The 13,586-nt window shown below is 56.9% G+C and carries 9 protein-coding genes; 2 read left to right on the top strand and 7 right to left on the bottom strand.

Features of this window, described 5'->3' with window-relative positions:
• Nucleotides 1-636 precede the first annotated feature (636 nt).
• From BHK98_RS08105 to rffA, 5 genes are all read right to left on the bottom strand, one after another.
• Entirely contained in the window at nt 637-3,639 is a 3,003-nt protein-coding gene (locus BHK98_RS08105; RefSeq protein ID WP_075713217.1) for an LTA synthase family protein, read from the bottom strand.
• 274 nt (nt 3,640-3,913) lie between these two features.
• Nucleotides 3,914-4,933, bottom strand: coding sequence for a dTDP-glucose 4,6-dehydratase (gene rfbB, locus BHK98_RS08100; RefSeq protein ID WP_075713215.1), 1,020 nt, complete (start codon nt 4,931-4,933; stop codon nt 3,914-3,916).
• A 100-nt stretch (nt 4,934-5,033) separates the two neighbouring features.
• Nucleotides 5,034-5,906, bottom strand: coding sequence for a glucose-1-phosphate thymidylyltransferase RfbA (gene rfbA / locus BHK98_RS08095; protein WP_075713213.1), 873 nt, complete (start codon nt 5,904-5,906; stop codon nt 5,034-5,036).
• Between the two features lie 13 nt (nt 5,907-5,919).
• A complete protein-coding gene (locus tag BHK98_RS08090) occupies nt 5,920-8,820 on the bottom strand; it encodes a YfhO family protein (protein WP_075713211.1) in 2,901 nt (966 codons plus the stop codon).
• Entirely contained in the window at nt 8,789-10,015 is a 1,227-nt protein-coding gene (gene rffA, locus BHK98_RS08085) for a dTDP-4-amino-4,6-dideoxygalactose transaminase (RefSeq protein WP_465250944.1), read from the bottom strand. The genes BHK98_RS08090 and rffA overlap by 32 nt, the downstream gene beginning before the upstream one ends.
• A 77-nt stretch (nt 10,016-10,092) precedes the next feature.
• On the opposite strand from rffA, the gene BHK98_RS08080 reads away from it, so the two are divergent.
• Complete coding sequence (locus BHK98_RS08080; protein WP_075713209.1) at nt 10,093-11,199, top strand: glycosyltransferase; 1,107 nt, start codon at nt 10,093-10,095, stop codon at nt 11,197-11,199.
• Nucleotides 11,196-12,407, top strand: a complete 1,212-nt coding sequence (locus BHK98_RS08075) for an ATP-grasp domain-containing protein (RefSeq protein WP_075713207.1) — start codon at nt 11,196-11,198, stop codon at nt 12,405-12,407. The genes BHK98_RS08080 and BHK98_RS08075 overlap by 4 nt, the downstream gene beginning before the upstream one ends.
• A 36-nt stretch (nt 12,408-12,443) precedes the next feature.
• Here BHK98_RS08075 and BHK98_RS08070 read toward each other — a convergent pair whose 3' ends face one another.
• Nucleotides 12,444-13,205, bottom strand: coding sequence for an ABC transporter ATP-binding protein (locus BHK98_RS08070; RefSeq protein WP_075713205.1), 762 nt, complete (start codon nt 13,203-13,205; stop codon nt 12,444-12,446).
• Complete coding sequence (locus tag BHK98_RS08065) at nt 13,205-13,579, bottom strand: hypothetical protein (RefSeq protein ID WP_075713203.1); 375 nt, start codon at nt 13,577-13,579, stop codon at nt 13,205-13,207. The genes BHK98_RS08070 and BHK98_RS08065 overlap by 1 nt, the downstream gene beginning before the upstream one ends.
• Nucleotides 13,580-13,586 lie beyond the last annotated feature (7 nt).

Below are 13,586 nucleotides of genomic sequence, written 5' to 3'. Positions count from 1 at the left end.
GCGCGGGGCGCAGGTGAGGGTGGTCGACGAGGGGCGCAGGTGCAAGCGATGTGGATAGTCGACGAGAGGGGGCGACGAGGGGGATCACTGATGGGTTCCCTGTATGGTGACAAAATGAGAGCAGTGGGAGTCATCATATCGTAAATTGGCGATTACAAAGGCGCTTAAAAGTACCTTGATTGGAAAATCTGCCACAAATCGCCAAAAAATCCAAAAATGTGGCAGAATCCTCGCGTCAGATTTACACTTTTTGCCAGTAAACGCATAAAAATGTACAGTGAGTTCATGTTTGGCCGGTTTTACACGGCAGGATTTTGCAAAAGCGGGTACGAATGCCGAAATTTCAATACTCTAATTTTGTAATATATGTTATACATACTAAAAACGCTCTAAAATCTGCCACATTTCTCGAAAAAAACCAAAAATGTGGCAGATCAGAGTGCGTCTAACTCAAACGGCTCTACTGTGAACAGTTCGGGTTCGTTCAGACCCGGAGTTAAACTGACTATATCTGTGCGGGTCTGTCGAAAATCGGACTGAGCCTTGAGTACCATCGGACTGAGCCTTGAGTACCGGCAGTTTTGTTCTGAAACGGTCCCGCCGACGCTTTCGCCTAACGGGGCCCTGAACCTTCCGTCACTTCTTGTTACTTTTATTCTTCAGATAGAAGAAATCGTTCACTCTGTTTTTTGTATCGACGGTATTGTTATACTGAAGAATGTGGTACTGATTCAGGTATTTGCGGTATTTGCTGCCGGCAGTTGCGGAGTAGAATTTCCCGTTGTCGCCCATGTAGGCAACGGCGCTTGTGACGGGAACCTTTTTCTGCAGAGAGAGCAGATACTTGTCGTAGCCGGTCATTTTTCCGTCGATTAGTTTCAGGATATATGGGCCGATGTAGTTGGCGCTGATCTGTAGTCCATCGGTGTCGCCGGCTGCGTTATTGGCGGCCGATTTTGCGGCGGTTGCGGTTGCTGCACCGCTCGCGTTCGCGGATTTTTCGGCGCCGGTGGACTTTGCGCTCGTGGACTTTCCGGCGCTCGTCGTCCCGCCCGAAGCTGCGGTCTTTCCGGCGCCCGCGGACTTGCCGTTGGTGGACTTTCCGGCGCTCGTGGACCCACTCGAAGCTGCGGATCTGCCGTGCGCCGTCCCATCCGAAGCTGACGCCGCGTAGGTGGTGATTTTTGAGGCGTAGTCGTTGTCGTAGTTGGTCCAGATCATGAAGGGCACCTTGTATTTGCAGAGCTGTTTTTCTACATCGGAGGCGCCGGTCATGCGTTCCTTCAGGGTGTCGTAGAAGGTGGCGCCGACGTGGGGCTCGTGGTCGCCGAAGAGGACGATCATCGTCGGCTCGTCGGTGTTCCGGAAGTAGGTGATCAGGTTCTTCAGGGCCTCGTCTGTCTTTTTGGCCAGATTGATGTACTGTTCGGTCTGCTCGTCGGCCAGGCTGCCGTCGGTGACGGTGACCTCCTTTTCCACATAGCCGCTGGTAAGCTTGAAGTCACTGTGATTCTGAATGGTGACATTGAACATGAAGAACGGAGCAGAGCTGCCCTTTCCTTTGTACGCCTCGTAGCTTCTGCGGATCTGACGGAAATCCTCCTCATCGGAAATATAGGCCCGGATCTTCTCCGGATCCTTCAGATTCTCTTGAGAGATGTACTTCTCGAATCCCAGCAGCGGGTAGACGCGGTTCCGGTTGTAGGAGGTCCGGACGCCGGGGTGGAAGGCGATATTGCCCCGGTACCCCTGAGCTTCAAGAGCGTAGGCCAGGGAGGGCATCTTGCTGCGGATATTCGTGTTATACGGCACAGCGTTCAGCGGGTAGAACTGCATGCTGTTGCCCGTCAGGCATTCGAACTCTGTGTCGGCCGTGCGGCCGCCGAAAATCGAGGGGTACAGGACGCCCTTGACGGTGTTCTTTTTCAGGCTGTGGTAGAAGGGCAGGTAGTCGCCTGAAGTCTGCACATTTCCTACCAGGCTGAAATCAGCGAAGGCCTCGTCCATGATGACGATGATGTTAGGCGTTTTCTTTGAGACCGTCGCGGAGCCGTCCGTGGTGTCAGAGGTGTACTTCGACGCGATGGATTTCACTTTGTTCACGGAGTAGCCGGAGGGCTTCTCGATCCGGGAGTTTTTTACGGTGTATACAAAGCCTACTACAGATCCGTGGCGGTGGTAACCGCCTTTCGCGTTGAAGCCGGAGACGAACACGCCGTGCTGGTTCAGGAAGTTGGTGTTCAGCACCACGCCGTAGAACCAGCCGCCCCAGAGTCCGCAGGCCACCAGAAGCACGGCCCGGTAGCGGAGCCGCAGGCCACGGACGCTTTTCAGCGAGAGTACCAGCGCCAGGAAAACCAGGGTCATGACGATAAGCCAGAGAGACCGTTTGCTGAAGGAGATCGTATAATTTGCCGCAACGTCCATAGCTGTGCCGATGGAACTGAAATCCGTGGCGATTAACGGGTCGTTCCGGAACAGAATCAGGAAATAGTTCGCCATGCAGAAGGCAAAGGTCAGGAACGTGGTCAGCAGTGAGGCGATCTGCGTCCGGTTGAAAATCAGATAGAAAATCGCCATGATCATAATTAAAATCGTGATAGTCATCAGCCCGTCGAAGTCAAAGAATATATTTTTAAGACGGAAGATGGTCCGCAGGCCTTTGCCGTCTGACTTCTGCACCAGCCAGTAGCAGAAGAAGGGCGTGATGACGAACATGAGCCTGGAGACGGCCCGGTTCACATCGATGCGCTCCCGCCATTTTTCGTTCTTCACGCGGCGGCGCAGCACTTCGCTGATATGGTTCAGCGGCAGCAGAATCAGCAGCAGTGCGATGAGCATACAGCCGAAGAAGAAGTACAGCAGAGTTTTCGACAAATGCAGGTAGTTGACGCCGCAGAGTAGCTGCGTCTTACCGAAGCTCTTTCCGTCGACGGTGAGCTCAGCCCCAGAGTAGGTTCCTTTTGCCAGATAGATTCCGAAAACAGAGCCGGAGGAAGCCCGTACCCCGTCGCCTTTAATCTGTATCGTATAACGCTCACCCTTTTTCAGGGAGTATCCGTCCGAGGTTTTGGCGGAGACCTTGCTGCCTGCCACGCGGTTGGCGTTTACCGCTGTGGAGTCCTGGGTGAAGTCGAAGGCAGTCAGCGTGTCGTTGAGAGTCAGCCCCGCGGAGAGGGAGGAGGAACAGATTTTGTTCCCGTCGCTGTCCAGCACGGAGACGGTGAGGCGTCCCGCGGTGGAAGTGCTGCCGGGGTTGTGGAAGAATAACTGAAGGCGCTTGATTTTGTCATCTTTAGCCACAAAGGTCTGCCGGATGGTCTGCGACCCCTTCAGTCTGACGTAATCGGTGTGCGGTCTGCGAAGGTAGTAGGAAATGAGGTCGTCGTTGTTTCCGCTGATTTTGTCCAGCTTGCTGTAGTCGCGTTTCGTGGGGTCAGTCTTGTTCTCGAGAACAGATAGAGGAAGGACCTTCTTAGCTAAATTGTAGGAGGTTCCTTCTGCATAGCGCACATTATACAGGTACGTCAGCGGATAGCGCATGCTGTCGATTTCATAGATAAGAAACAGGCAGCATAAAATCAGCAGTACAATTGAAATGACTTTTTTGACACGGATTTCCTTCAGAATTGCTTTCATAAAAACAGTATTTCCTTTCCTTCTATTCCTGTATCACGTTCTATATCACTTAAATTTGCTCGTCGCCTCGCCGCGCAGCCCGTTCGCGGATCTGCCGGACATTGTCCCTCTCGCCGCCGGCCGCAGCCCGTTCGCGGATCTGCCGGACATTGTCCCGGTCGCCGCCGGCTGCAGCCCGTTCGCGAACTCGCTGGATGTCGTCTCTCCCGAAGCTGCAGATCTGCCGGCTGCGAACCTGCCGTTCGCCGAGTCCTCCTCGCCACGCAGGCCGTCGTCACCGGCCGCGGTACATCTTCTCGTAGTATTGACGGTAGTCGCCGCTGACGATATGCTCCCACCAGGGGCGGTTCTCCAGGTACCAGTCGATGGTGCGGCGGATTCCGTCCTCGAACCGGGTGTCCGGCAGCCAGCCCAGCTCCCGGCTGATTCTGGCCGGATCGATGGCGTAGCGCAGGTCGTGGCCTTTGCGGTCGCTGACGAAGGTAATCAGGCTCTCCGGCTTGTTCAGCCGGCGGAGAATCGTTTTCACCACCTCCAGATTGGACTTCTCATTGTGACCGCCGATGTTGTATATCTCGCCGTCCTGTCCGTCTGTCAGAATGAGGTCAATGGCTTTGCAGTGATCCTCCACATACAGCCAGTCCCGGACATTCTGCCCGGTTCCGTAGACGGGCAGCGCTTTGTCAGAGAGGGCGTTGATGATCATCAGCGGAATCAACTTTTCCGGAAACTGCCAGGGACCGTAGTTGTTCGAGCAGCGGCTGATGGTGACCGGCAGCCCGTAGGTCCGGTGATAGGCCATGACCAGAAGATCCGCCGAGGCCTTGCTGGCGGAATACGGGCTGGAGGCGGTCAGCGGAGTGGTCTCCGTGAAGAACAGATCGGGCCGGTCCAGCGGCAGATCGCCGTATACCTCGTCGGTGCCCACCTGGTGGAACCGGCGGATCCCCGACCGGCGGCAGGCGTCCATCAGAACCTGCGTACCCAGGACATTTGTCTTCAGGAAGACGCCGGGGTCTTCGATGGAGCGGTCCACGTGAGATTCCGCAGCAAAGTTGACGACAATGTCGAAGTGCCCCTGACTGAATAAGTCATTTACAAAATCACGGTCGGCGATGTCTCCCCGGACAAAGTCAAATCCGGCTTTGTTCCTGACGGAGTCCAGCGTTTCCAGGTTCCCTGCATAGGTGAGCTTGTCCAGACAGGTGATCTGCCAGTCCGGATGATGTTCCGCCAGATAAAAAATAAAATTGGAGCCGATAAAACCGGCCCCTCCGGTTACTAATATATGCATGTCTTTCTCCTTCAATATGTTCGGCATGTTCGGCGATGTTCGGCGATGTTCGCAGCCGCTCCATGCAATTGCATCCGGCCGTATGCGTTCACGGCGGCCTCTACACGTTCGCATCCGGCAGGGACAGAAGGTACTGGCCGTAGTCGGTCATGCTCAGACTTTCTCCGATGGCGCGCAGCTCCGCATCGTTGATGAATCCCCTGCGCCAGGCGATTTCCTCCAGGCAGGAGATGTAGAAGCCCTGCCGCGACTGAACCGCCTCCACGAACTGGGCGGCCTTCAGCATTCCTTCCGGCGTGCCGGTGTCCAGCCACGCCATACCCCGCCCCATCAGTATCACCTTCAGCCGGCCCGCCTCCAAATAGGCGTTGTTGACGGAAGTGATTTCCAGCTCGCCCCGCGCTGAGGGGCGGATCTCCTTCGCGATGCGGACGACGTCATTGTCGTAGAAATACAGTCCGGGAACCGCGAAGCTGCTTTTGGGGTTTTCCGGCTTTTCCTCGATGGAAATGACGTTATGGTTCTCATCGAATTCCACCACGCCGAACGCCCGGGGATTCCGTACCGGGTAGCCGAAGATTGCTGCGCCCTCCCGGTGTTCTTTGGCCATATTCAGAAGCCGGGTGAAATCCTGACCGTAGAAGACGTTGTCGCCCAGCACCAGACATACACGGTCATTGCCGATGAAGTCCGCGCCGATGATGAAAGCGTCCGCCAGCCCCCGGGGCTTCTCCTGAATCCGGTAGCTGAAATTCAGCCCCAGCCTGCTGCCGTCGCCCAGGAGCTCTTCGTAAGCGCCGATGTCCTCCGGCGTCGAGATTATCAGAATGTCCCGGATCCCCGCCAGCATCAGCACAGAGATCGGATAATAGATCAGCGGTTTGTCGTAAATCGGCAGAAGCTGCTTGGATACGGCCCGGGTCATGGGATAGAGCCGGGTGCCTTTTCCGCCGGCAAGAACAATTCCTTTCATAAATGATAACTCCTTACTTCGCGACAAAATATTTATTCCGCGCCCCGCGCCTCCTGCGCAGAACCTCGATAATGATTATGGCAAGAATGCCGGTAATTGTCAACAGCGCGGCGGGGCGAAGCACCACCGGACTGTACCGCAGCTCCACGGTGTGTTTTCCGGCGCTTACCCGTACTCCGGTGAAGGCCAGGTCGGTGTCCCGGATTTTCGATACCGGCCTTCCGTCGATGCGGACCTTCCAGCCGGGGTTGTCCAGGATGGACAGGAAGAGGACGGAGTCCTTCTGCGCATTTACCGTTCCCTTCACACGGTCATTGGTGAAGCCGGTGATGCGGTAGCGGTTCTGCTGCAGCTTCGGCGCGTTCTCCTGATAGACATCCATCGGAACGGCGTAGACCTTCAGGCTCCGGAAACTGTATTCTCCCAGATTGTCAATGCGGATGTGAATCTGCCCGGAGGCGTCTTTGTAATAGCCAAGGTTGATGTTGTAGTCGTCGATGTCCGTCAGAGCCTGATTCTTCCCCTTCCGGTACATGGCGTCCTTCTCCACGAGGCCTTTGGAGGCATAGATGGTGAAGGCTTCGTCGTCGACAAAGGATACCCGGCTGATTTTGTCGGTAAGGGTGACGGCGCTGCCGGAGCGTCCGGCCAGCCGTTCCCGTTCCTCATAGGTATTGGTTCGGCGGGTCAGTCCCCGGAAGGACAGAACCAGCTGGCAGTTCGCGGCGTCCGCGCTCCGGGGAACGTCAATGGTGAAGCTGCCTCCGCGGCCCTTCACCGTCATAGAAGACTTCCGGACAGTCAGGTTTTTCTCGTTCCGGATCCGGTAGTCCAGGGAGCGGATGGACGTTCTGATGTCGGAGGCCTTCAGATGAGTCAGTCCCCGGACCTGTGAGACAGATTCGTCGGGAACGACCGCAGCCTGCAGCAGAACCTGTTCCCGCACAAGGGGCGGATACTTCATCAGCTCCGACTCAGTGATGTAGCCGGAGAAGGTGGTTCCGAGACCGATGGAGTACCGGCTTTTCAGGACCTGTACTCCATCGACCGTGCGGTCATAGGTGAAGCCGAAGGGAGCGTAGTCCGAGGCTCCCGGGCGTTTGGTGCTGCTGTCCCCGAGGAAGTATTTCACGCCCATCAGCAGATCCAGAGCGGCTCGGTTGTCGTTGGAGAAACTGGTGGTTCGGTCGAAGTATCCGGCGTTGTTGCCCATGGCTTTGTTAAACAGGAGCCACCTGCGGCTGATGGTCGAGAAGTACATATAGACAGAACGGTTCCCGAAATACAGGTTCTCGTTGGCCTGAACACGCGCCACGCGGGTGTCGTTGTTGCCGTCCACCTGGTCGGTGCGGAAGAAGGAGGAGTCCTGCCGCTGCAGCGTCTGAGCGGCCTTCTGGGTGGACTGAGCGAAGTTTTCGCGGATGCCGCCCACCCTGGCGTAATAGTACAGCGAATCGCTGAACCAGGGGAAGACATTGAAATTCTCCGCGCCCATGACGCTGATCATAGTCAGCAGAATCACAGCGGCACCCAGCAGCCGTTTTCTGCGGCGTTCCGTGAGCCGGTGCAGAAAGTCCGTGTGCTTCCAGAGCCGGAGGCAGAGGAGAATCAGGAATCCGAACAGAAGGCTGACCGCGGTGGCGCAGACGTCGTTCAGCGCCGCGATTTTCAGCCACAGATAACAGACGCCGATGTTCCAGACGCCGAGAAAAGCCAGCCAGAGAGCCATGAGGCGGAGTCCCCGTTTAGAGGTGAAATCCTCCTGTCCGAGCGTTTCGACGGCGGCCCAGACCAGGAAGAACACCAGCACGAAGAACCAGCGCCCCACGCTGTAGCTGAAGCCGTTGAAAAATTTTCCGGTCACCGGGAAGAACGACGCGATGAAGAGGATCCCGGCCATGACGGCGGCGGTGCTTCCCCGGCGGATGTTCTTTACCGCGAGGGGCAGAACCATCACGCACAGAATCGGCATATACAGGTAGGTGTAGTAGGTGCTGGTTCTGGCAATGGACGTGAACGACAGCAGCCAGTTCAGATAGGCCTTCAGCGTGTACACGACGGTATGAGGCTCGTAGGCGGCGCTCGTGGTTGCGTCGGACAGCGACAGCACCATGGAGAAGGCGAAGACGGAGGATATTAATATCCCCGCGACGCCGCAGATACAGTAATAGCCGGCAGAGCGCAGGAATGCGCCGGGGCCCTTTCCTTTGTTGTAATGAAAGTAGCGGAGCACAAAATACAGGACGGCGGTGATGCCTCCCACATATGTCCACGTCACGCCGGATACAAAAAACAGAAAGACGGAAAGGATGAACAGGAGAGGGGATTTCCCCTTCAGGAGCCGTTCCGCGCCCATGATCAGGAGGGGAAGCACGACTGCCGCGTTCAGGAAAGCACCCTGTGCGCCGGCGGCGGTGATCATCCAGCCTGAGAAGGTATAGCAGAGAGCTCCGGCGACCCGCTGGCTCCCGTTCAGAGAGACCTCCCGGGCGAAGAACAGGAAGGCAACGCCGGCAAGGTACTGGCGGAAGACCGTGACCAGGTCGTAGGCCACGTCCAGATACTTCTCCGGCACCGCCACGATCAGCCAGGTCAGAGGGTTGGCCAGCTTGCTTTTCAGCAGTTCAAAGTAATCGTCGCCCAGGCCGAGGCTCCAGGACCAGAAGCCCTTCCCGTTTCCAGAGAACAGGGCGGCGAAGTATTCCCGGATGCTGGCGTAGGCCGGGTAGGTCTGGGCGATGCCGTCGAAGTTCCCGTGGTTGGTCCGCAGGAAGGTCACATGAAAATACAGGAAGCAGAGGTAGACTCCCAGCGCCGTAATGATGAACAGCAGGGTGTAGAGGAGAAACTGCTTCCTGAAGGCAGAACGGTTTTCTGCCGCGTTATCGGGATTGATAAAAGCTTCTGATTGCATCCGTCACTACCTCAATGTTCTCTTCGCTCAGTCCGTAATACATCGGCAGTCTTACGAGCCGCTGACTTTCCTTTGTGGTATATCGGTCCTCGCCGTGGAACCGGCCGAATTTCCGGCCCGCCCGGGCGGAATGCAGGGGTACATAGTGGAACACCGCGGAAATCTCCCGTTCTCCCAGATACCGGATCAGCGCCGTGCGCTCCTCCAGATCCGCGGTTTTCAGATAGAACATATGGGCGTTGTGCCGGCACTCGTCCGGAATGTACGGAAGCCGTATGCGGCCGCTGTCCTCAAGGGGTTTGAGCATCGTGTAATAGCGATTCCAGCTTGTCAGACGGTCACGGTTGATCTCCTCTGCCAGCAGAAGCTGCGGATACAGATAGGCCGCGTTCAGCTCGCTGGGGAGATAGGAGGAGCCCACGTCCACCCAGGAATATTTGTCCACCTGGCCCCGCAGGAAACGGCTGCGGTCGGTGCCCTTCTCCCGGACGATTTCCGCCCGCTCCAGATCCTCATCGCTGCGGATCAGAATCGCGCCGCCCTCGCCCATGCTGTAATTCTTGGTTTCATGGAAGCTGAAGCAGCCGTAGTCTCCGATGGTTCCCAGAGCCCTGCCCCGGTAGAAGGCCATGACGCCTTGGGCCGCGTCTTCCACCACCTTCAGGCTGTGACGGCGGGCGATGTCCATGATGACGTCCATCTCGCATCCTACGCCGGCGTAATGAACCGGAACGATGGCGCGGGTCTTCTCCGTGACCGCGTCCTCAATCAGCGTCTCGTCGATGTTCATCGTGTCGGGCCGGATGTCCACGAACACCAGGCGCGCTCCCCGGAGAACAAATGCGTTGGCGGTGGATACAAAGGTATAGGAGGGGAGAATCACTTCGTCTCCCGGCTGAATGTCCGCCAGAAGAGCCGCCATCTCGAGGGCGGAGGAGCAGGAGGTGGTCAGGAGAACTCCGGGAGATCCGGTCTGCTCCTTCAGCCAGTCGCTGCATTTCCTTGTGAATTCGCCGTCGCCGCAGATTTTTCCGCTGTCGATGGCCCGGCAGATGGCTTCCTTCTCTCTGCCGGTATATGGTGGTACGTTGAATTTAATATGCATGAAAATATCCTTTAGAATGTCCTTTGTTTCAGTGATGGCGACCTGTGCAGAGGTCATGTCCATTATACCATAAGCAGAGGGCAAAATCATTGAATTTCTGTTATTTTCGTGTATAATTGATGGTATGAAATCTAAGGCGGCCGCGGGCCGCGGTAAGGAATGAAGGTATGTATTCGATTGTAATTCCATGCTATAAATCGTCCCACACCATCCGTCAGGTGGTGGAGCTGACGGCAGAGAAGATGACGGAAATCGGGCGGACGCCCTTTGAGTTCGTCCTTGTGGACGACTATTCTCCGGACGGGGGAGAGACCGTCTGCGAGCTGCGGGCGCTGGCGGACGACTACGACTTTGTGAAGGTGGTGGAGCTCGCCATGAACAGCGGACAGCATAACGCGATTATGGCGGGGCTGAATTACGCGGAGGGCGACGTGCTCATCGGGATGGACGACGACATGCAGACCCATCCCTCACAGCTTCCGATTCTGTTCGAGGAGTTTGACAAAGGCTTCGATATCGTATACGGCTACTACCCGGAGAAGAAACACTCCGGCTTCAGGAACTTCGGCAGCTGGGTAAACTATATGTCAGTGCGGATTCTGATCGGCAAGCCGAAGGACATGAAGACCTCCAGCTTCTGGATTATCCGCGGATTCGTCCGGGACTATATCATCCAGTACAAAAGCCGGTACACTCATCTTCAGGGGCTGTTCCTGCGGACCACGCGGAATATCTCCTGTGTGCCGATTAAGCACTTCGACCGCGCCTACGGCACGTCCGGCTACACGCTGAAAAAGCTTCTGGGGCTCTGGTCCAACATCATGGGCTACAGCATTGTACCGCTGCGGATCGCCACACGGTTCGGCGCGGTAATCGCGGCGGCAGGTCTCATCGGGGCGATCGTCGTGTTCATCCGCAAGCTGATGCTCCCGTCTACCGCCGTGGGCTGGTCGTCCATGATGTGCGCCATATTCTTTTTCTCCGGCGTAATCATGATGTTCCTGGGGCTTATCGGTGAGTACATCGGCAGGATGTTCCTGACAATGAGCAACAATCCGCAGTTCGTGGTGCGGAATATCTATACAGGCGGAGAGGCCGCCGCGACAAAGAACGACACGGGCGGCGCAGCTGCCGCGGCCGGCACGGAGCGCGGAGAAGCTGCCGCAGAGCGCGTGGCTGACGGTAGCACGAATCACACAGCTGCCGCCGCGACAAAGCATGACACAGGCGGCGCGGCCGCCGCGGCGCCCGCGGGAAAGGACGTACGGAAATGAAGAAGATACTGATTCTGGGAGCGGGGATCTATCAGGTTCCTCTGATCCGCGCGGCAAAGCGCATGGGCCTGTACACCATCGTGGCCAGCATACCCGGAAACTACCCCGGATTTCCGCTGGCGGACAAGGTCTGCTATGAGAACACAGTGGATCACGAGGCGATTCTGAAGATTGCCCGGGAAGAGAATGTTGACGGCATCGTCACTGCCGGAACTGACGTGGCGGTGATCACTATCGGCCGGGTATGCGATGCGCTGGGGCTGAGAGGGCTTTCCGCAGAGGCCGCGGAAATCGCATCCAACAAACTGGCCATGAAGTCCCGCTATGAGGAATACGGGGTACGGACCGCCCGGTTCCGCAAGATTCCCTTCGCACGGGAAGATTATGAGGAACTGCTGGAGGGACTGGAGTTTCCTCTGATTTTCAAGTCGGTGGATTCCTCTGGCAGCCGGGGAATCACACGGGTGGACTCGCCGGCGGATTTCCGGGAGGCCCGGCATAACGCGCTGGAAAATACCCGGTCCGACTATTTCATCGCAGAGGAATTCATTGAAGGAGATGAGTTCGGTGCACAGGCCTTTGTACAGGACGGAAAGGTGGAGTTCATTCTTCCTCACGGCGACTACGTGTTCAGAGGAGACACCGGCGTGCCGGTGGGTCATTATGCGCCGTTTGAAACAGACCGCGCATGCGCTCCGGACGTCCGGGAGCAGCTGGAGAAGGCCATCGCAGCCATGAAGCTGGACAACTGCGCCATCAACGCCGATTTCATCATGCGTGACGGCAAAACCTATGTGCTGGAGCTGGGCGGGCGTTCCGGCGCGACCTGTCTTGCGGAGCTGGTTTCCATCTATTACGGCTTCGATTACTATGAGAAGATCCTCCGCGTCGCGCTGGGAGAGCATGTGGACTTCCGGGCGATAAAGGACGATTCCGGCAGACCGCGGCTGACGCCGAACGCCAGCATGCTGCTCACCAGCGACAGAGACGGGGTGATTTTGTCACAGGAAAACCGCAACGATCCGTCAGACCCGGACATCGTACAGATTCAGTTCGATTATGCGCCCGGAGACAGCGTTCACGCCTTCCGGGTAGGACCTCACCGCATCGGTCATGTGATTACAAAGGGCGATACGCTGGGGGCTGCCGTGGAGAAACTCCATCAGGCTCTGGAGCATATCGATATCAGGGTAGCCGGGGAGGCGTGAAGAATAAGGTCAGGAGTGTTTTTTCTCAGCCTCCGTTCAGAGTTCCTTCAGAACTGCCGCGCGCTCTGCGATATATTCTTTCAGTTGTGCGCAGAAAAATTCTTCAACGAAGGAATCAGCAGGCCGGCGGTAGATTTCCCGCGGCGTGCCTGTCTGATGCACGACGCCGTCTCCCATCACGATAATCCGGTCGGCAAGAGTCAGCGCCTCAATCTGGTCGTGGGTAACATACACCGTTGTGATTCCCAGCTGCCGGTGCAGCCGTCGTATTTCCTTGCGGATCTGTCCTCTCAGCCTGGCGTCCAGATTCGACAGCGGTTCGTCCATCAGAAAAAGCCGGGGCTGACGCACGATCGCCCGTCCCATGGCAACACGCTGTTTCTCTCCGCCGGAAAGTTTCCGGACGTTCCGCGGGAGGAGCTCTGTCAGATCGAGCAGTGCGGCCGTTTCCGCAACCTTTTGCTGTATCTCGTCCTTCGGAAGCTTTCGCATTCGCAGCGGAAACGCGATATTCTCAAACACACTCATGCCGGCGTACAGTGCGTAATCCTGAAAGACCATGGCGATGTTCCGCCCTCCGGGACTGATTGCCGCGATGTCCTCACCGTCCAGCAGAACCTGCCCTGCATCGGGAGCCTCAAGTCCGGCGATGAGGCGGAGAGTCGTGGATTTTCCGCAGCCGGAGGGACCGACGATGACGATGAATTCCCCGTCGGCAACCCGGAGATTCATTTCGCGCACCACGGGAGTGCCCTTTGTAAAAGCCTTGCTGATATTGTTCAGAACCAGAGTCGCCATTATTTCTCCTCCTCATCCAGTCGGACCTTCATACCGTCCTCCATTTCCCGGTTGCAGCGGAGTGCGATCTGATTCAGCTGCTCCGCGCCCTTCGCCTGTATTTTCTTTCCTTTCGTCGCCTTCACGCAGACCGGGTATCTGCTGAGGACGAGGGCTTCCCCGAGTATGGTTTCCTTCGGCACGACCCAGTAGACAAAGGCTTTTCCGGATTCGTCGTAATGCACCGCAGAGGAATCCACCCATCCGTCCCGGTCGGCCTCCCCGGCGGTGATTACGGGCAGAAGTGCCCGGGCGGTATACTGCGAGGTGAAGGTGAAGACAATCATGACAGCCAGAAACGCGACTGCGATGCCGATTAATATTTTCCGTTCCATTCAGGAC

It is taken from the genome of Hornefia porci, assembly GCF_001940235.1.
Classification (GTDB): Bacteria; Bacillota; Clostridia; order Peptostreptococcales; family Anaerovoracaceae; genus Aminicella; species Aminicella porci.
Note: the sequence above shows the minus strand (reverse complement) of the source record. Positions and strands in the feature narration are given on the sequence as shown.

What these genes read in the sequence shown, in the direction of transcription:
- BHK98_RS08105 (WP_075713217.1), bottom strand. Translation starts at nt 3,639, where the DNA reads ATGAAAGCAATTCTGAAGGAAATCCGTGTCAAAAAAGTCATTTCAATT.
- rfbB (WP_075713215.1), bottom strand. Translation starts at nt 4,933, where the DNA reads ATGCATATATTAGTAACCGGAGGGGCCGGTTTTATCGGCTCCAATTTT.
- rfbA (WP_075713213.1), bottom strand. Translation starts at nt 5,906, where the DNA reads ATGAAAGGAATTGTTCTTGCCGGCGGAAAAGGCACCCGGCTCTATCCC.
- BHK98_RS08090 (WP_075713211.1), bottom strand. Translation starts at nt 8,820, where the DNA reads ATGCAATCAGAAGCTTTTATCAATCCCGATAACGCGGCAGAAAACCGT.
- rffA (WP_465250944.1), bottom strand. Translation starts at nt 10,015, where the DNA reads ATGATTTTGCCCTCTGCTTATGGTATAATGGACATGACCTCTGCACAG.
- BHK98_RS08080 (WP_075713209.1), top strand. Translation starts at nt 10,093, where the DNA reads ATGTATTCGATTGTAATTCCATGCTATAAATCGTCCCACACCATCCGT.
- BHK98_RS08075 (WP_075713207.1), top strand. Translation starts at nt 11,196, where the DNA reads ATGAAGAAGATACTGATTCTGGGAGCGGGGATCTATCAGGTTCCTCTG.
- BHK98_RS08070 (WP_075713205.1), bottom strand. Translation starts at nt 13,205, where the DNA reads ATGGCGACTCTGGTTCTGAACAATATCAGCAAGGCTTTTACAAAGGGC.
- BHK98_RS08065 (WP_075713203.1), bottom strand. Translation starts at nt 13,579, where the DNA reads ATGGAACGGAAAATATTAATCGGCATCGCAGTCGCGTTTCTGGCTGTC.